This window comes from Paenibacillus hubeiensis, assembly GCF_032334105.1.
In the GTDB taxonomy this organism is placed as follows: Bacteria; Bacillota; Bacilli; order Paenibacillales; family Paenibacillaceae; genus Paenibacillus; species Paenibacillus hubeiensis.
Map to the genome: position 1 here is coordinate 216,067 of NZ_JAVYAE020000003.1, position 18,319 is coordinate 234,385.

General features: G+C 49.7%; 15 protein-coding genes and 1 pseudogene. 4 read left to right on the forward strand and 12 right to left on the reverse strand.

The features are described from left to right. Window positions 1–117: 117 nt before the first annotated feature. A complete protein-coding gene (locus tag RSX24_RS11080; RefSeq protein ID WP_343260606.1) occupies window positions 118–3,033 on the reverse strand; it encodes a glycoside hydrolase family 3 C-terminal domain-containing protein in 2,916 nt (971 codons plus the stop codon). A 258-nt stretch (window positions 3,034–3,291) separates the two neighbouring features. Continuing rightward, entirely contained in the window at window positions 3,292–6,072 is a 2,781-nt protein-coding gene (locus RSX24_RS11085; protein WP_343260607.1) for a DUF8487 domain-containing protein, read from the reverse strand. A 106-nt stretch (window positions 6,073–6,178) separates the two neighbouring features. Here RSX24_RS11085 and RSX24_RS11090 point away from each other — a divergent pair, with 106 nt between their 5' ends. After that, a complete protein-coding gene (locus tag RSX24_RS11090; RefSeq protein WP_339278192.1) occupies window positions 6,179–7,033 on the forward strand; it encodes a helix-turn-helix domain-containing protein in 855 nt (284 codons plus the stop codon). A gap of 88 nt (window positions 7,034–7,121) precedes the next feature. On the opposite strand, the gene RSX24_RS11095 is transcribed toward RSX24_RS11090, so the two are convergent. Together RSX24_RS11095 and RSX24_RS11100 are read right to left on the reverse strand one after the other, a co-directional pair. Beyond that, window positions 7,122–8,363 carry an MFS transporter gene (locus tag RSX24_RS11095; protein ID WP_343260608.1) on the reverse strand — a complete coding sequence of 414 codons (1,242 nt, stop codon included), beginning with the start codon at window positions 8,361–8,363 and terminating at the stop codon, window positions 7,122–7,124. Window positions 8,364–8,552: 189 nt separating this feature from the next. Continuing rightward, window positions 8,553–9,443 (reverse strand): LysR family transcriptional regulator, encoded by an 891-nt coding sequence (locus RSX24_RS11100; RefSeq protein WP_343260609.1) that lies wholly within the window; start codon window positions 9,441–9,443, stop codon window positions 8,553–8,555. Window positions 9,444–9,609: 166 nt separating this feature from the next. Between RSX24_RS11100 and RSX24_RS11105 the strand changes: the two genes are divergently transcribed. Beyond that, the gene (locus tag RSX24_RS11105) at window positions 9,610–10,551 is read left to right on the forward strand and encodes a DMT family transporter (protein ID WP_343260610.1); all 942 of its coding nucleotides are present in this window, start codon (window positions 9,610–9,612) and stop codon (window positions 10,549–10,551) included. Window positions 10,552–10,662: 111 nt separating this feature from the next. Here RSX24_RS11105 and RSX24_RS11110 read toward each other — a convergent pair whose 3' ends face one another. Beyond that, window positions 10,663–11,127: a DUF8821 family protein gene (locus RSX24_RS11110; RefSeq protein ID WP_343260611.1), complete on the reverse strand. Its 465-nt coding sequence runs from the start codon at window positions 11,125–11,127 to the stop codon at window positions 10,663–10,665. Window positions 11,128–11,158: 31 nt separating this feature from the next. Continuing rightward, on the reverse strand, window positions 11,159–11,638 hold the full coding sequence (locus RSX24_RS11115) for a GyrI-like domain-containing protein (RefSeq protein WP_343260612.1): 480 nt from the start codon (window positions 11,636–11,638) through the stop codon (window positions 11,159–11,161). A 108-nt stretch (window positions 11,639–11,746) separates the two neighbouring features. Here RSX24_RS11115 and RSX24_RS11120 point away from each other — a divergent pair, with 108 nt between their 5' ends. Beyond that, window positions 11,747–12,718, forward strand: coding sequence for a helix-turn-helix transcriptional regulator (locus RSX24_RS11120; protein WP_343260613.1), 972 nt, complete (start codon window positions 11,747–11,749; stop codon window positions 12,716–12,718). Here the strand turns inward: RSX24_RS11120 and RSX24_RS11125 are convergent. From RSX24_RS11125 to RSX24_RS32325, 6 genes and pseudogenes are all read right to left on the reverse strand, one after another. Then, window positions 12,715–13,815 (reverse strand): sensor histidine kinase, encoded by a 1,101-nt coding sequence (locus tag RSX24_RS11125; RefSeq protein WP_236414036.1) that lies wholly within the window; start codon window positions 13,813–13,815, stop codon window positions 12,715–12,717. The genes RSX24_RS11120 and RSX24_RS11125 overlap by 4 nt on opposite strands. After that, the gene (locus tag RSX24_RS11130) at window positions 13,812–14,486 is read right to left on the reverse strand and encodes a response regulator transcription factor (RefSeq protein WP_339278185.1); all 675 of its coding nucleotides are present in this window, start codon (window positions 14,484–14,486) and stop codon (window positions 13,812–13,814) included. The genes RSX24_RS11125 and RSX24_RS11130 overlap by 4 nt, the downstream gene beginning before the upstream one ends. A gap of 128 nt (window positions 14,487–14,614) precedes the next feature. Continuing rightward, window positions 14,615–15,430 (reverse strand): ABC transporter permease, encoded by an 816-nt coding sequence (locus RSX24_RS11135; RefSeq protein ID WP_343260614.1) that lies wholly within the window; start codon window positions 15,428–15,430, stop codon window positions 14,615–14,617. Continuing rightward, complete coding sequence (locus tag RSX24_RS11140) at window positions 15,427–16,455, reverse strand: ATP-binding cassette domain-containing protein (RefSeq protein ID WP_343260884.1); 1,029 nt, start codon at window positions 16,453–16,455, stop codon at window positions 15,427–15,429. Before RSX24_RS11140 ends, RSX24_RS11135 begins: the two co-directional genes overlap by 4 nt. 668 nt (window positions 16,456–17,123) lie before the next feature. Beyond that, window positions 17,124–17,333, reverse strand: coding sequence for a hypothetical protein (locus RSX24_RS11145; protein ID WP_343260615.1), 210 nt, complete (start codon window positions 17,331–17,333; stop codon window positions 17,124–17,126). Window positions 17,334–17,405: 72 nt separating this feature from the next. After that, window positions 17,406–17,537 (reverse strand): annotated as a pseudogene (locus RSX24_RS32325) (hypothetical protein); the annotation flags it as partial. A gap of 83 nt (window positions 17,538–17,620) precedes the next feature. Here RSX24_RS32325 and RSX24_RS11150 point away from each other — a divergent pair. Beyond that, window positions 17,621–18,277: a helix-turn-helix transcriptional regulator gene (locus tag RSX24_RS11150; RefSeq protein WP_339278183.1), complete on the forward strand. Its 657-nt coding sequence runs from the start codon at window positions 17,621–17,623 to the stop codon at window positions 18,275–18,277. Window positions 18,278–18,319: the final 42 nt, after the last annotated feature.

Consider the following 18,319-nt stretch of genomic DNA (forward strand, 5'->3'; position numbering starts at 1 on the left):
GATTTTCCGAGTTCCTACATCCAGCTAAGTTGTTAAGGTTAAAGCTAAAAAGAGGGCTGCCATGGCATTGGCAGTCCTCTTTTTGAAATCGACTTTATGGTGCAGCAATTGCATGAATTACGCTAACATTCTAAACCAACTGAGCGAGATCGGACCTTGCAGTAACAGATATACATCGTGCCGTCCGGAAGGCAGGATCAATTCGCACGAAAAATCCCTCCATTCCTGATACCCTCCGGCAGAAATGTCGCATCTGCCAACGAGCGGTCCGTCCAATGCGTCAAGTCTGACCTCAAGCGTTGCCTTTTCCGGACTTGCGGCCCGCAGTTCCATTATGCTAATACCTTCCTCCCACGATGCGTCCGCAAACAACAACCAACCCGTGTTTTCTATAACCTCGGTCGAACTTCCTCCCTCCCGGCATTCGCCGATCAAAACGCCGCGACATGCATCATAGTTGACGATCCTTGTCAAAGACATCAGGTCGCGCGGAGGAATGGTCTCGGCAACGACCGTGAGCTGTTCTTCCAGTCGCAGGTCAGCGGAAGAAGAACCGATGATCAAGGAATATCGACCGCTTTCGATGCAGAACCGCTCCCGAGTGACATCCCAAATACGCAGTGATTCCAACGGCAGGCGGAATGTGACCTCTCTCGTTTCGCCAGGCAGCAACGAAATGCGCTGAAAATCGGCCAATTGCAGAAGCGGTCGTTTCACCCGCGAAGTACCTGCCCTCACATATAACTGCACAACTTCTTCGCCTGTTCGCGAGCTGGTATTAGTCAGACGGAAAGATAGTTCAACCGCCGTGTCTTGCCCAAGCTCGACTTGATTTACGGACATCCGCAGCGCTTCATAGTGAAAGGCACTGTAGGAAAAACCATGCCCAAACGGGTACAGCGGCGTGCCTTCAAAGTATTGATAAGTCCGTCCACCCTGAATAATGTCATAGTCCATGAACGGCGGCAATTGCTCAACAGAGGAATACCACGTCATGTTCAGGCGCCCGGCAGGATTGACGTCGCCGAACAGCACATCTGCAACGACCCGCCCAAGGTCCTGTCCCGCATGGGAAGTATATAGAATCGCAGGGACCTTGGCCTGCAATTCGTTCAACGCGAACGGATAACTGCCGACGACAACCACGATTGTATTCGGGTTGGCCTTCAGCACCTCCAGCACCAATGTTTCCTGCGAGGCAGGAAGCGTGATGTCAGGTCGGTCCATCGTTTCCTTGCCATTGATCAGCGGATGGTTCCCGACAAAAACAATGGCCGCGTCTGCTCCACTGGCAGCACGAACGGCTTCCTCTACGCCGACGCCTGCATACTCCAGCTCAAACGGTTCGGCGGTCGCTGCATTGGTTTTGGCCACTTCCGCCGCGCCGCCAACATTGATTTCGTTCGTTGTTTCGGCAGCGGTTCCGTCACCAACGACGAGTAATTCGGTTTGTTCGTCCACGTTAAGTGCGGTATCATTCCATGTGGAGATGGTAGCCAATGACTTGTTTGGATTCAACGGATGAATCAGGAACACTTCCTTGGTGAACCATTCCCAGATCCGGTCGGCTGAAGCGTAAACATGTCTGTCGTCCGTCGTTAAATACCGGCCATTTCGTTCCGCCCGTAAGGTATGGCTCCCCCATCCCCAATCGGTGGTTTCAAAGATATCGGCTTCTTCCTTGGTAACGCCGGAAGCCGCGAGCGTTTCCTTCCCGTCCCTGACGCTCCGTACATATTTTCCGCTTCGCGTCGACTTGAATCTAATGCGGTCCGAGCCGCCTGAGAAACGGACCTCTGCTTCGTTTCCTTCTGTGGCCAGGCGATCCTTGATGCCCTGCAGCGGGCTGACCTCGTATGGAATCGTACCGCTGTACCAATCGCTGTAAACGGCATCGGCAAGTGGACCGATGACGGCGATTTTGCTGAGTTTGCTTGCTTGAAGCGGCAAGGTCTCTTTATCGTTTTTGAGCAGAACGATGGCTTTTTGCGCAGCTTCACGCGCCAGTTCGGCATGCGAGGATTTCAAAATATGCGACTCCCCCACCGCGGCATACGGATTTCGTTCCTCGGGATCGAATTCTCCCAGCCTGAATCGCACGCGGAACGTGTTCTGCAATGCCGTGTCGAGATCGTTTTCGGTCAGCAGCCCATCCTCAAGCGCCAAGCGGATCGCCTCTGTCACGACATTGGCCTCATCCGTTATACTGTCGATACCGCCTTCCCGAATCGACCGTGCCACGGCCTCTTTGACGGTGTCGACGTAATGATGATCCCTCATCGTCCCCGTTACATCAAATGCATCGCTCACCACGAAGCCGTTCATCCCCCACTCGCCCTTCACGACGTCGTTAACCAAGGGGCTAAGATTCGCAGGCACGCCGTTGATCGCGTTATACGCCGTCATCATCGACAGAGCTCCGCCTTCCTTAAACGGAATCTCGAACGCTTTCAAATAATATTCGCGCAAATTCCGCGGATCAAGGCTAACGGAGGCCTCTCCCCGATCAACCTCGTTATTGTTGCCGATAAAATGTTTCAACGTTGCGACCGATTTCAAATAAAAGGGATGGTCGCCCTGCATGCCTTTCACCAACGCTGCGGCTAATTTGCCGGCAAGCACGGGATCTTCCCCGTATGCCTCCTCGGTTCTGCCCCAACGCGGGTCCCGCTCCATGTCCACCGTCGGCGCCCATAACGTTAATCCGTTATGCTCCGGATTCCGCTGATAAAAACCTCTCGCTTCATCTCCGATCGCGCTTCCGATCCGTTGCAGCAAGTCCTTGTCCCAGGTGCACGCCAAACCGATCGGCTGGGGATAATTGGTCGACTCGCCAAGCCAGGCTATACCGTGAGCGGCTTCCGTGCCGTGCTTGTACGGCTTGATGCCAAGCCTTTCTACGCCTGCTTGATATTGCGGCATCAACTCGATTTTTTCTTGCAACGTCAAACGCGAAACCAGATCGTTCACCCGCTCTTCGAGGGCAAGATCCGGATTCCAATACGGAAATGTTTTGTCCAAGTCTGTGTGCATGCCGTCACTCCTTCATTTCTGTCTGAATCACTGTTTCACTCGTTCAAAAGCCCATTCCATTTCAGCATGATTTGAACGGGTGTACACCGATTTTTGGATAGGCTCGAATATTCATTATACTTCACATCCGAGCCGCTCTTCTGGATTTTAAGGTCGTGAATTAGCATGATCTGGACAGCATTTCGTTAGAACATGATGTAAGCCGACTTTTCGCCTTACAGGATGATAGCTTTTTCGAACGTGATAGATTCGAACACGTCAAAGCTGATCCCCATCTTGAAAGTCCGGCTTCGTTTGAAGCAGTTGTTGCAGGTCCGCTGTGGCGGCCGAATTGTTCGGCTGAAAAGCATCGCCGCTCATGTAGGAAACAATGCTTCGGCGCAGCTGCTTTGCCGCGGGCCTTGCGTCTAAATCGTTAACGATGTCGATTCCGCAGACCATAAGCTTGCCCGAGCCAACCCGGCATTCAAACAGATTGGTCAGCTTGCGGTTATGATAAAAATTCGGAATCACCTGTACGATCAGCTCTGCGCTGCCAGGAAATTCATCGAGACACAACGACACGGAGCGATCCAGCAGCTCCTTCCAGTGATGTTCGGCATACGATTTCGTCGGGAACGAAGCAAAGACGGGATGGTGTTCATCGACATAAATGCCGCATGGATCTTCAGTGGCGAAATGCACAGGACTCCAAAAGACGGGAATAAATTTCCCTGGAAAGGTATGATGAGCCTCGGCATTTACGGTATATAATACCGATCCGCCGTCTCCAAGCCTTTGCTCGGTTTCTTCGTTCCAAACGTCCGTTATCCATATGTTCGTTTGATCACGGGCAGTTTCTTCTTCCGAATCGCTGAATACCCAGATCGGCCACTCGTTCCGTATCGTTCCACCTTTGGATTGAATGAGAACGGTTAATCTTACGCTTGTTTTCACTTTATGAAAAGCGTTTGAAGAGATCGAGCCGATCGGAATGCCTGATCCTTGTCCGATATCCGATGTATGGATTACACCGTGGTCCAACACTTCGCCCTGCTCGTTCGCGATGCTCCATATCCAATCGCATGACCGCAAAACTTGCGGACCGAAATGGGCAATACACACTTGGGCGGAAAACGCTTCTCCGTTTGTGAAAATACGCTTCGGCATCTTCAGCAGCAGCACCGTTTCATTGCAAAATGTCCGGAATTGTTCCGGTTCAATCAACCCTTTGGACTCCCAAAACGCATTCAAAACACCGACCGTTGCCGTGCTCTGACCCGGAAAATCGTGCAGATCCAGCAGTTGAAACCCGCCTTGGCCCGGCGTTCGCAGCGCTGCTTCGATTTCTTCGCGATACAGTTGAAGGGCAAGCATCCCCGAGCCGTAGACGAACTTCTTAATGTCGCCCAGCATCCCTTTGCGCTCCAGATCGGCTCTAATCGCTTCCAGGTTAACCGGTCTGAGCACGCCCGTATATTTGTGGATTTCCTCCACGTCGGGATATACCGCATATTGGCCGATTTCGTGACTCAGCAGCGGCACGTTTCGCTGCGCAACGGCCTCTCTGAAATCGAGCATTGTAGCGTCCGACAGTGCATCCGGAAAATATTGCCCCCTCGCACCGATTCCGTCGACCGTTTGTGCGCAAAACAAATCATCCGCCGGGTCCAGCGGCCGGTCCCAGTTCGAGGTCAGCGTGTATACGCGCCGATCGTCATTTGCTTTCAACTCCGCAATGATGCGATGAAGAAGATGGAAATCCCCGTTTAGTTCATTGCCGTTGCTGAACAAACAAAACGATGGATGATTTCCATATTCATGAATAATGCGCCCAGCTTCCTTCGGCAAATAGTCGTAGTGTTCCGGGTGGGCACCAACGGGCGTATTCCACGTGTCCAACCATGCCGGCCCTTCGGCCTGCACATAGATGCCGAGCTGATCCGCTGCATCAAATGCGGCTTCGGGCGGGCACCATGAATGGAAACGGACATGGTTTAACCCATAGTCCTTCACGATTTGGAAAAGGCGCAGCCAGACCGAAAGGTCTGTTGGCGGATAGCCTGTCAGCGGAAAGATACAGCATTCCAGCGTTCCCCGCAGGAAGGCTGGGCGTCCATTTATTGCGAAATGGGTCCCCACGGCAGTAAACGAGCGCATGCCGAAACGCTGCTTTTGCTCTATTTTCGTGGATTCCGCTGGCGTTGTCACCGTCGACTCGACATTCATTTCATAGAGATGGGGACTGAATTCATCCCACGGCTGGACATGATCTTCCTGCATATCCCAGAACCATTCGAAAGGAACCGAGCTATAAGGAGGAAGCGTTGACTCATACGGATCGCTGTTCGTTTGAAGCCATTCGGAACACTCCAGGGACCGTACAGACAGCCGTGATGATACTTCCGCATGGCTTGCTGTCGTATTCGTCCACATTCCCGTTACCTTGATCCTGCTGTTGTCCATATCCGGAAAGATCCGCATTTCTTGCAGATAGATCGGATGCATCGCTTGCATTTCGATGCGGCCGATCATGCCGTTCCAGATCGTTTGCGTTTCATCGGTGTAGGCGCTTGGATGCTGGCCTAACCGATGAATATCCCGGTTATCGATACAGATCATGATTCTGTTGGTCCCGCCTGGCAGGATGAACGGAGTTACATCGAAACGATGCGGAACCGAAAGACTGTCCTGCTCACCTGCAAGATGACCGTTGACCCATAGGGTGGATTGGACCATAACCCGTTCGATAAAAAGAACCATGTGCCGCCCCGCCCACGTTTCCGGAACAAGAACCTCTTTTGCATACCAGGCCTTGCCTACATAGCTATAGCGCGGCCTCAGGGAACGCACGGTTTCGCGATTCATCTCGTCGCCCCAAACCCTCTCTTCACCGATGCCGTTCTCCGCCAATGTGCCCGGAAGCTGCACCGTCCCCTCCTCATAGGGAGTGAGATCGCCGGACCACCCCTCCTGATGACCGATATCATTCGGATCCAACGCATATCCCCATGCTCCTGCCAAATTCAAACACGTCATTTCCTGCTGACCTTTTATCATTGTTCTACCTCCACACCAAGATGGCGAATGACTTGAACACACAAATCTTTATACTGGACATCCGGTGTTTATTGTAAGATAGAGCATATGGGAAAGGAATGATGATATGGCTGAAAACCCTAACAATCCTGCTATGGCAAAAAACGATGAACAATATACGCACCCACCGGGCATTCTCGTATCGGATTATTATCGCATGCCTTACGGTTACACGTGTTATCGACCAAACGGAACGAAAGACTGGCTGATTATGTATACGCTTTCTGGTAAAGGTGTGGTCAACCATGAAGACCATGGGTTTCTTGAGTGTGCGGAGGGGACGGTTACCATTATTCCGCCCGGGGTTAAACATCACTTTTATACAGAACAACATGAAGTCTGGGAGAAAATGTGGGCCCACTATACTCCCCGCATGGCTTGGTCGGACTGGTTGCCGGCAAGCCAAACAGACGGGGCGATTTACCACCTGCAGATCGACAGCACTCAGACTCGTGCATCCATTGAACATGCATTCCGCCGCATCCTCTCGTATCGCGTCGAGCCCGTAATCGCCTTTCAAGAGGAGCTTATGTTAAACGCCCTGGAAGAGATCATTTTGATTTTGGCCAGCCAGCATGCCGATCGAAAGCTTCTCGATCCCAGAGTGAAAGAAGTGCTGAATATTCTTGCGCTCCATTTTGCAGAAAACCATCTGATCGAAGATTTGGCGAATCAAGTATTCCTTTCTCCTTCCCGGCTGTCCCACCTGTTTAAAGAGCAGGTCGGAGATTCCATCGTCGCAACGCTGAACAAATATCGGCTGAAGCAGGCGGAGAAGCTGCTGCGTTATACGCAGCGCCCAATTACGGAGATTGCGCTGAGCGTGGGCTTTCACTCGCCCGATTACTTTACTCGAATGTTCACTCAATATTACGGCGTCAAACCGTCGCAATATCGTAAACAGCGCGCGGCATCCCTATAAACGGAACGTCATCTTTTGAAAAATGCTCCAGCCGAAATAAAAAACCGCTGAAACGCGGTTTTCTGTCCAAATAAAGAGCTGCGGTTGGTTATGCGATATCCTTGGGGATGACTCCGTCTTTTTCCTGCCCAAAGGGAGTATTCGGTTCATCGCTGGGTCTGGCCCACCGGATCAATGATCCCGAGATCATAACTCCGATAAGCACTGCAATCATTGCATTTAATAATCCAAAATGCTCTCCAAGGAACCCCAAAGCGGGCGGCCCCACCAACGACGCGATATAACCCGAAGTTGCTACAGCGCCTACTCTTGCCGCTGCCCCTTCAGGTTCATCCCCTGCTGCAGACAGACCCACCGGAAAACCTAACGAGGCTCCAAGCCCCCAAAGAACGACACCCATCGCAGACAGAATATAATGTTGACCCCAGATCACGAGCACCAAACCGAGAACGGCTGAAATGGCACATCCCGCGAGTACCCGCACTCTTCCATACCGATCCAGGATCCAACCGCCTGCAAAGCGCCCAATGGTCATAGCTGCAACAAACAACCCATAGATAAATGAGCCTGTTAGTGCACTAACACCATAACCATCGACCATAATGAGCGGTAACCAATCGTTCGCAGAGCCCTCGGCAAATGCCATGCCCAGAACCATGACCCCGATCAACAACGTTCGTTTTTCCGTCCAAACCTTAAGCTGTTTTTTGAGCGCGCCCCCTTTGTGACCGACCGTCTGTGCAGGTTCCTTGCCTGTCGCCTCCGGAAGATATCGAAAGCAGTACCATAACGTAACGGCAATCAACAAGGCAAGCACGGAAAAGTGTACGATAATCGGAAGTTGAATCGCTTCTGCACCTACTCCAATGGCTGCACCCGCTAATGTACCTACGCTAAAGAAGCCATGAAAAGCAGGCAGCAAAATCTTGTTCAATGCCTTTTCGACCGCCGAACCTTCCATATTCAGCCCTACTTCAGCCGCACCGAACCCGCACCCAAATATAAATAGGCCGACCATGACGATCGCCGTAACTTTTACGCTCGCGCCGATGCCAATAGCAACAAACCCGATGACGATCATCAAAGAACTTATCATAATGACCAAACGCGCACCTTTGCGGGCAATGACGGATCCAGCCGTAAGCAATCCGGTGAGCGAACCGATGGCCAAAGCGAAAATAATGATTCCCATTCCTGCCGTAGACACGTTCAACGCATCCCGGACGGCGGGAGTTCGCGCTACCCAGGAAGCGAAAGATAACCCTGGCAAGGCAAACAACAGAAATAATATATTACGAATCATGCGCTGCTGATGTAATGCTGTCGTCATTTGTGTTACCCTCCTATTCTTCGAATGTGGTCATGCGTACACCGACATTCTTTCTTTTTATATTTTTATAATACTTTTAATAAGTATTAATTTATATGAGATTACTCTGGATGTCTACCTGTTTTTTCCGCAACTCATTGTTCGCAATCGGCGAGAATATGCCTGCCTCAAAGCAAAAAAGCCGCTAATTCAGCGACTTTCCACAGCAACACGTTCCCCGAAAAGATCGTTCTCCGATGGCGATAACGCTTGAACGAAGGATCGAAGGGTGTTGGTATAAAAAATATCTTTCCTGCGGATGAATACGGTGGACACATTGTTAAACGGTTCAGGAATGCAGTATGCATGCAGCTTGCCATCATTGATCCATGGACTGACGGACGATTTCGGAACGATTGTAATTCCGATGCCGGCCGCGACGCTTCCGATGATCGTTTCCAATGTGCCGAACTGCATTACTTTCCGAGGAATGATGCCCTCGGCTTTTAACCAACCTTCCAGCCTTTCGCGATAACTGCATCCTTTATTGAATAACAATAGCGGTATCGTTGCGGCATCTTCGATCACAAAGGAATCACTCTTTGCCACGATGATGAGTTCTTCGCCAAAAACTTCATGGGATTCGATCAAAGGATGTTTGACCGGTCCGGTAATAAAAGCGCCATCCAGCTTCAAATTCAGCACATCCTGAAACAATTTCTCGCTGACGTCTGCATTTAAGGAGAGATCCACATGGGGATATTTTTCGATATATGAAAATAGGATCCCGGGCAAACTGATCAGTGACTCCACGATTCCGATGTTAAGAATGCCCGAAGGAGCTTCATCGCTTTGAAATGCACGTTTGATCTCGTCAAACTTGCTCAGAACCTCTTCGGCGTACTCCAGTAATCGTTTGCCCTCCGAGTTGAGCATCATTCCACGTTTATGTCTTATAAATAATTCTGTCTGCAGTTCATGTTCCAGCTGTTTGATTCTGGCGGTTACATTGGACTGGACATAATTTAATTCAACCGCAGCTTGGCTTACGCTGCCGATTTCGGCAACCGTTTTGAAAATTCGCAAATCATTGACGTCCATTGCTCTTCCCCCGCGTCATAGCCCTCAATCAGAATATATCCATGTTGAGCGTTCATCTTTTCTATCATTTTAAATGATGATAATGAACATTTTCAATCATTTTACTCTACATTTGATCTCACGTATGCTAAATCACGTTGAATTGATTGAATTGGAGAGATTAGGTATGAGCAAGAAGGTTGGCTTGGGCACGCTGCTATGTTTGATTGCCAGCGTGTCGTGGGGGGCCATGTTTCCGGTGGCACACAGCGCATTGCAGTCCATGGATCCCCTGTATTTTTCGTTTTATCGTTATTTCTTTGTGACGATTCTTCTCGTCGCGCTGCTTTATTTTAAAGAGGGAAAAACCGCTTTTCGATTCGAGGGCCAAGGCGGAAAGCTGTTGTTTTACGGAACGATGGGGTTTACGTTGTACAATTTCATGATTTTCTCCGGACAACATCTGATGGGAAATTCGGGCACGATTGTGGCCTCGATTATGGAAGCATTGATGCCCATGATTACGATTGTCATCCTTTGGTTCAGAAGCAAAGCGAAACCGGCTAACATGACGTTGATCAGCATAACCATTGCTCTCGTTGGTGCCCTGCTTGTGATCACCAATGGAAGCCTTTCGTTTTTTATCATGGCCAGAGAGCACCTACTCCCTGTATTTCTTATCTTTATGGGAGCTGTAGGCTGGGTCGTCTACTCATTGGGGGGAAGCGTGTTTCATCAGTGGTCCGTACTCAGGTATTCTGCGCTGACTTGTTTGCTCGGAACCATCGTTTCTTTCGTCATTGTTTCATGCGCGTCTCTGCTGCACCTGCTTCCCGTCCCTCACTGGAATGATTTGCTTTCAATCAAGTACCATATGCTGTTTATGGTCGTGTTCCCGGGAACGATCGCTTTGCTAAGCTGGAATGTGGGCATGAAATGGCTTTCGCCTGTCAATGGCATTCTGTTCATCAGTTTGGTGCCTGTAACAACATTCATTGTCATGGCGTTTCAGGGATATTCCATCAGCATAAATGAATTTTACGGTGCCCTGCTCGTCATTTTTGCTTTGATCCAGAATAATGTATATCAGCGCAAACCTTTGAAAATAAGCAGGTCAATTGACGCATAGCGGAAAGTTCCGTTCATTTTTATGCAAGAAGATTGCACCAGGTTTTCCCTGTACAAAAAGCAAAAAAGAGCCGCAAACGCTTGCTGCTCTTTTTCCGCATCGTCGATAAGATTAATATTCTCCCTTGATCACAAAAAACGAACCGCGGATCGTTCCGGCCAATTTGGACTTTTGCCGCGCAAACTTAAATTTCCCTTCCAGCTCTTGGGGAATCTCCATGCCATCCGAAAGCTTCAAACCGACGGCCCGCTTCTTGGGGTCATCCACCGTATACATCACATTAAGTCCAAGGCCGTCTTCATAGAACACGTAAGTAAATAAAATATTGTCTACTTGGAAGCGCGACGTCTCCAGCGGTTTGGCTGCAAACGTCAAATCACGCTCCTCCTTTAAAATGCGGTTCACGTAATCCAGCACGTCCTGACTTTCGCTTGCAGGCACAACCGTAAATTCATGCTTGTACTTGTTCATGAAATACCTGGCTTCATTGGCGCGCAAGCCCGCAAGAGCGGCAGCCACTGGCGACGATTCCAAACCAACGGTGGACACCTCTTTAAAATCAACGATATATGACATCTGCGTCTCTCCTTAAAATGTTTTCTCTTATTTATTTTCTGACGACCGGAATCCACATTTCGCCAAAGACCGTTCCGTCCCGCTGCCCCATCTCTACCGTTGTATTCGGTCCGCCGACATAGGCCACATGATCTGCTTCAGGCAGCGCATGACCAAAGGCAATGCCGGTGAGCAGCTGGTTCAACTCCTCCGCCGTCTTCGCTTCCCCTTTGACGACGAGGTATTCCCCTTTCGGAAACTGGATGACTCTCGTAATATCCGGCATGGATGCATCGGTCATGACACCCGCATAATGCATCATCTTGTTGTTTACTGCTTCGTTTACTGCAAAAATATAGTCGTTCGTGGCAATGGATTTTAACGCTTCAAGCTTCCCATTGTCTTCGATCGCCGTCCAGAAATCGGACTTCTCTTTGTTTATGCCGACATAGTCCGTATAGTCGCTTTTCAGCTCCACGCCGATCCCCGATACCGTAAAACTTTCTTTTTGCTCCAACGTATAATTTGCCATTTTTATAACCTGCCTTTGTTTGGGTTTGATCAGGGCTTTGTCTTATCCCTTGATAGGTTTATAATAACCTTAAATCATGTCAGAAAATGAAACTGTTTAGGAGGCTGCATGAAAAAAGTTGAACGGATTAATACGATGATGCGGTATATCAACAATCGTTCCCGCTTTACCATCTCGGAAATCATGCGGGAATTCGATATTTCCCGTTCGACGGCCATCCGGGACATCAAGGAAATTGAATCCATGGGCATGCCGCTTGTGGCTGAGGTTGGGCGGGACGGCGGATATTTTGTCATGAACAACTCGGTCCTGCCAGCAGCCCGCTTTACCGACAATGAGATCAAAGCGCTGTTCATCGCCTTTATGGCGACAAGAAATCAACAGCTGCCTTATCTTCAGAGCCGCCAGTCTTTGGCGGAAAAGCTGCTTGGCCTTATTTCGCAAAATCAGCAGGACGACCTTGTCCTGTTGAATCAACTGCTGCTTTTTGAAGGAACGAACCCCCATCATCCCGATCTGCTTGACCTTTCGGATCTTCCCCATCCGATGCTGGAGCAAATCATTCACATGCTGCTTTCGGATCGCTGTTTGACGGTTGCCGTCCAGGAAGGCCAGCAAATAAAAACGGTTCAGCTGTACCTTTTGCATCTTCATCGCGAAAACAGTCTTTGGCTGATGGAGGGCTTTGATTTAATGGAGGAACAGCGTCGGATTATCCCTGTCGATCACGTTGTAGAGGCCGAACCGTTTCAACCTAAAAAAAGGGTCAGCGCAAAAAAGATCATGGAAGCCTTACACGAGCAGAAACAAAAAAGCAACCTGACCCTTGAGCTCGGCCCCAAAGCCATTGCGCAGTTTCGCAAATACCATCCCTTGAAAGCTTCGCTTGCTTATACCAATCCGTTCCAGACCACGGCGCTGCTCAAAATGTATGTGCAAGTCGATCATCCCGAGGAGCTAACCGAAATCGCGAACTGGCTGTTATTTTTAGGCGAAGACATCCAATTCAAGGAAGTGCCTGAAGAAGTGTTGTACAGCCTAAAAAACAGGCTGGGGTCATTCTGCAACGCAGCTCCCTAGCCTTCATCTTCGCCAGTATCGATTCGTTTATTCAGCGGCATGTGTACGGTGAACGTCGCGCCTTTACCCGGTACACTGGAAACAGCGACCGTACCGTCATGCATGTCCACGATTTTATGCACGATCGACAGGCCCAGCCCGCTGCCGCCCAAGGCACGGGTCCGCGATTCGTCCGCTTTGTAGAAACGCTCAAAAATCCGAAGCTGGTCCTGAAGGGCGATACCGGGTCCGCTATCCGTAATACGGACCGATACGTTTTCTTCGCTTTGCGTAAGTAAAACATCGATTTTTCCGCCCGGTGGCGTAAACTTGATTGCATTATGGAGAAGGTTGACCCACACCTGAATCATCAAATCCTCATCAGCGGTGATTTCAAGCTCTTCCAGCTCCACGTTCATATCGATTTTTTTGTCGTCCCATTGTGGCTCGCAGGCCAGAATCAGCGTAACCAATTGTCGGTCCAAACGGTACGTGGTTTGATGTGATGCGTGTTCCGAGGCGTCCAGGACGGCAAGCTTCATTAAGTTATCGCTGAGTCTGGACAGACGGACGCACTCCGTTTCAATGATCGTCAAATACTGGTCACGCTGCTCCTGGTCCATCTTTTTGTCCTTCAGTGCTCTTGCAAACCCGATGATAGAGGTCAGTGGCGATCCAATTTCATGGGACACGTTCGAAATGAACTCCTGACGCAAATCCTCCATCGCTTTGAGATTCGCCGCCATGTCATTGATGCTTTCCACCAATTGGGCATAAGGATGTGTATGTCCCTGTCTCCCGCCTCGACGGGCAAACGCCGCATCCAGATTCACGCGAAAATCCCCCCGGGAAATACTCTTCAGTGCCTGAATCAATTCATTAAAATGCTCATTATCCCTACCCTTAACCAGTGGACCGATGCAAGTAATGCCTATACCAAAGAGGATGAACCCGAGCATGGCATTGATCAGAAAAGCGATGAGCTCATGCGGTTCCCACGGAATCAGGGAATATACGCTTCTCGTAATATAGAAGGCCGCGGTCCAACAGGCAAACAGCGCCAGGGATACCAGAATGATGTTTCTGGCCATATGAAGAAATCCGGGTTCCCGCTTCATGTCCTGATCTCCAAGCGATACCCTAGCCCTCGCATCGTACGAATGACGAAAGCATGCTCTTCCTCGGGAAACCGTTCACGAAGCCGCTTGATATGCACATCAACCGTTCGTTCGTCCCCTTCGTAATCATACCCCCAAATTTTTTCGATTAACTGATCGCGTGTAAACGTTTTGCCTGGATAACTTGCCAGGGTAAACAGTAATTCAAATTCCTTACGCGGGAGAACCATATCCTGTTCGCCATTTTTGCATTCAAACGTATCTCCCCGCATGACCAGCCTGCCGAGAACGATCACTTGTGAAGTCATGATATGATATCGTTTCAGCAGCGCCTTCACCCGTGCGACGAGCACCAGCGGATCAAAAGGCTTCACCAGGTAATCATCCGTACCCAGCGAAAATCCTTTGACGATCTGCGAGGTTTCCCCCTTGGCCGTTAACATCAGGAGAGGCAGGTCCGTCTGCTGCCGCAGCTGGCGGCATAACTCCCATCCGTCCATGCCCGGCATCATGATGTCGAGAACGACCAAATCAACCTTGTGATCATCGAGCACACGCAGCGCATCCAGGCCATCCACGGCCTCGATGACGTGCAAACCTTCTTGTTGCAAAAAATGCTTAACGAGTTCCCTGATATGCGGGTCGTCGTCTACGACCAGTATGCTTGCCAATGTGAGCACCTCCATTTCCAACCTTGCCCTATGCCACAAATCCTGTCAAGAAAGAGACGCCATGCCGAGAAGACATCACCTCTCATTCCTGACATCAAACCGCTGCTTAAATGATATTCCCTTCCCAATTATGTTCTACGCATATATGCCCGTACGGTTAATGGTGCAAAAATGGCTACAATAACCGCCGCTCCAGCAAGGGTGGTCATAAGATCTGTTCCCATCGTTCCTTGGTTCGCCAGTTCGCGAACGGCGGAGACCAGGTGGGAGATCGGATTGACGTTGACCACCCATTGCAGCCAATTCGGCATCGTCTCTACAGGTACGAAAGCGTTCGAGGCAAAGGTGAGCGGAAACAGGACGAGCATGGAAATCCCTTGTACGCTGGATGCCGTGCGCGCGATAACACCAAGAAAAGCAAAAATCCAACTGATGGCCCAAGAGCAGACGATAACCAGCAAACCAGCCAAAGCAACATGGCCGAGTCCACCTGCCGGGCTATAACCCAATATATATCCAATGGCAAAGGTAAGCACCGTCGCGATCGTGTATCGGATCGTATCGGCCAGCAAAGCTCCCGCCAGCGGTGCAATACGCGCAATAGGCAGTGATTTGAATCGGTCGAATACCCCTTTGTCCATTTCCTCTCGCAATTGCACGCCGGTAACGACCGAACTCGTAATCACGGTCTGCACAAGGATCCCCGGAATGATGACCAATAAATACGCTTGAATATTTCCCGAAATCGCTCCGCCAAAAATATACGTAAACATCAATGTGAAAATGATCGGCTGCAGCGTAACATCGAACAATTGCTCCGGAGTACGTTTCACCTTTAATATTCCGCGATAAGCCATCGTTAACGAATTTCGGACGGTTTGCCCCAAACTGGTGTGTTTCCTCAACTTCCGACCTGCGCTTTGTTTCAATAGTGTACTGTTCATGCTTGCAACTCCTTCACTGCATTGGTTTCCGGAGATGGATGGGACTCATTGCCGCGAGCATCCTGGCCAGTAATGGCGAGAAACACTTCGTCCAGCGTAGGCTTCTGCACGCTCATCTCTGCCAAATCAATGCCTGCGGCACGAAAGGCAATCAACAGATCTGCCGCGATATTGGCATCCGCCATGGGCGCAGTAATCTTCCCCGCTTCCGCCGTGACGTTGGATTCGGTCCGAAGGATCTGCTCGACAATCTGACGTGCCTGTTCGAGCTGCGTCATCTCCTGAATGCGCAGCTGAAGAGATGCCGTGCCCACCGATGCTTTCAAATCGTCCACCGTGCCCTCGGCAACCACGTGTCCTTGATCGATCACGGCGACGCGATCGGCCAGTTGATCCGCTTCATCGAGGTATTGAGTGGTCAGCAGGACCGTCGAACCTGATTGGACCAGCTGCCGGATCGTGTTCCACATCTGTGCGCGGGTCCGCGGATCGAGCCCTGTCGTCGGTTCGTCCAGAAAGATCAGCGGCGGTTGTGCGATCAAGCTTGCTGCCAGATCCAGACGGCGGCGCATGCCTCCCGAGAAACCTTTAATCGGGCGTTTCGCCGCATCCGTCAACCCGAACTCTTCCAGCAGGTCTGCCGTCTTGCGCTTTGCTTCAGCACGTCCAAGACCGAGAAGGCGGGAAAAGATCATCAAATTTTCGTTCGCACTCAGCGATTCGTCAACAGAGGCATATTGGCCGGTCAGTCCGATCAGCTGGCGTACGATGTGTGACTCTTTTACCACATCATGTCCAAAGATTTGGGCTGATCCCATATCCGGACGCAGCAAGGTGCCCAGCATGCGGATCGTCGTTGTTTTGCCTGCCCCGTTGGGACCCAGCACACCGTAGATCGTACCTGCCTTTACGTTCAGATTGACACCGTCTACCGCCCGCTTATCTCCAAACGTTTTTACGAGCCCTTGCGCTTCAATAGCCCAACCTCCAGAGGCATGATGCGCTGCTCTTTCCAATGGTTTGATCAATTGTGGTTCCTCCCATATCGTTGATAGGGGAAGAATATCGTACTTTTATGAACTAAATGTGAATGGAAAGAAGGCAGCTGGTGAGTTCCTCATCCAGCCGCAAGGATCGATCTCATGCTGCTGGCATTTTAGGATGAGTGCCTCAATGTTTTTTTCATTTCATTGCTTCATTGTGCGACTTAATAATGGGAGCCTAAACTAATATGTACTTTAATCATTTTTGAAAATAAAAAATACATGCTCTAAAGAACATGATCACGAACGTAAACGTTTAATTTACGCTGAGAACAAACCTTACCCTTAATCTAGATAAGATTTGTCCTCAGATAATTTTACAACTGCCTATGTTGCTAAAAACAGAACGTTTTCAATACAATAACCAATAGGATATAAAGTACCAATATAGTCGCAGTGGAAGTAAACATTGAATGACATCCTTTATCGTAGCTCACAAGTAACACCTCCTTTGACGTACCACAATATACTCTAAAACCTGCTCGGGTGTATGTTCGTTCACCTATAGTGGGAACTATGCCGGAATCGGAGAACAATTGAAGGAAACAATTTGACCCAATGCAATTGAATAATTATTCCATCACCCACCAAAAAATCTGTAGCCGTAAACTCTTGATTCACCAACCTGAATCCATGCATCCTTCCCGCTTTTAATCACACTTCTTCGCTTTACCGCGAGCATTTGCCATTCTGAAACTGGCCCCGCATCCGCAGGACGCTTTTGCATTTGGATTATTCATGGTGAACCCCCCGATCATCCCGCCTTCTTCAATACCGACTCTTAAAGACGCATTAGGCAGGTTGGCGCTAGCGATGATGTCGGCAATTTTTCGTGATGCTGTTTCGGTGACCTGAATCATTTTCATATCCCTCCATAGAATCGTTTTGTAAATCGTAATGGTTATAAAAAGCAGCCAGGGCAGTCAAGGCGACTACTCTTCTTTATACGCAACCCAGTCCGTCAAACCGGGAATGAATGCAGCAAGCGCAGACCCTTTGGGGGTCAGTGCATACATGATTTGATGTGGTTGCTTCAAACAGGTTCTTGTAACCAAATCCTCCGTTTGGAGTTCCCTTTACTTTGTCAACATTATTGTTTAAAATGTACACATTCCCTTAGATATCATGGTTTATAGCGGAGGTCTACATGAGTCGAAACCAAACGAAAAAAGATGCCTCCACGAGTACTCGGAGGGCCATCATCAATCAATTAAAAGAACACGCGGGAATGGATGTCGTAGCCCTTTCTGCTCATTTTTCGTTATCAGGAATGGCGATTCGCCAACATTTGAATGCCTTGCAGGAAGAAGGATTGGTTACATACGAAGAAGAGGCTCGTCCGATGGGCCGGCCAACCAAGCTATGGAGATTAACGCCTGCAGCGGATCGTTTTTTCCCAAGCGGCTATTCAGATTTATCGCTCAGTCTGATCCATTCGATGAAAGAGGCTTTCGGAAGCGAAGGCATGGATAAACTGCTGACCGTTCGGAATAAAAAAATGCAAGAAAAATATTTGGAGTACATCGGCGACACTTCTATCATCGAAGAGAGACTGGAGAAACTGGCGGAAGTTCGAACCAATGAAGGGTATATGGCGGAGATCAAGCAAGAAGACGATGGCAGTCTATTGTTTATCGAGAAGCACTGCCCGATTTGTGAAGCAGCGGCGGCCTGCACCGGATTATGCAAGAACGAGCTGCAATTGTTTCATCACGTTCTCGGAAATGACGTTGCCGTTGAGCGGGTAGAGTATATTTTAGCGGGAGGAAGAAGCTGCGTTTATAGGATTCAACAAAAGGGTTGAGTCCGATGACTCCTGTCACGAAGCCGCTCTTCTTCAAGACTT

Bases quoted from the DNA above. Each gene is read 5' to 3' on its own strand.
- RSX24_RS11135 (WP_343260614.1), bottom strand. From the start codon at position 15,430: ATGAACAGTACACTATTGAAACAAAGCGCAGGTCGGAAGTTGAGGAAA.
- RSX24_RS11100 (WP_343260609.1), bottom strand. From the start codon at position 9,443: ATGGACGTCAATGATTTGCGAATTTTCAAAACGGTTGCCGAAATCGGC.
- RSX24_RS11085 (WP_343260607.1), bottom strand. From the start codon at position 6,072: ATGATAAAAGGTCAGCAGGAAATGACGTGTTTGAATTTGGCAGGAGCA.
- RSX24_RS11115 (WP_343260612.1), bottom strand. From the start codon at position 11,638: ATGGCAAATTATACGTTGGAGCAAAAAGAAAGTTTTACGGTATCGGGG.
- RSX24_RS11105 (WP_343260610.1), top strand. From the start codon at position 9,610: ATGAGCAAGAAGGTTGGCTTGGGCACGCTGCTATGTTTGATTGCCAGC.
- RSX24_RS11080 (WP_343260606.1), bottom strand. From the start codon at position 3,033: ATGCACACAGACTTGGACAAAACATTTCCGTATTGGAATCCGGATCTT.
- RSX24_RS11090 (WP_339278192.1), top strand. From the start codon at position 6,179: ATGGCTGAAAACCCTAACAATCCTGCTATGGCAAAAAACGATGAACAA.
- RSX24_RS11095 (WP_343260608.1), bottom strand. From the start codon at position 8,363: ATGACGACAGCATTACATCAGCAGCGCATGATTCGTAATATATTATTT.
- RSX24_RS11150 (WP_339278183.1), top strand. From the start codon at position 17,621: ATGAGTCGAAACCAAACGAAAAAAGATGCCTCCACGAGTACTCGGAGG.
- RSX24_RS11120 (WP_343260613.1), top strand. From the start codon at position 11,747: ATGAAAAAAGTTGAACGGATTAATACGATGATGCGGTATATCAACAAT.
- RSX24_RS11110 (WP_343260611.1), bottom strand. From the start codon at position 11,127: ATGTCATATATCGTTGATTTTAAAGAGGTGTCCACCGTTGGTTTGGAA.
- RSX24_RS11145 (WP_343260615.1), bottom strand. From the start codon at position 17,333: ATGATTCAGGTCACCGAAACAGCATCACGAAAAATTGCCGACATCATC.
- RSX24_RS11125 (WP_236414036.1), bottom strand. From the start codon at position 13,815: ATGAAGCGGGAACCCGGATTTCTTCATATGGCCAGAAACATCATTCTG.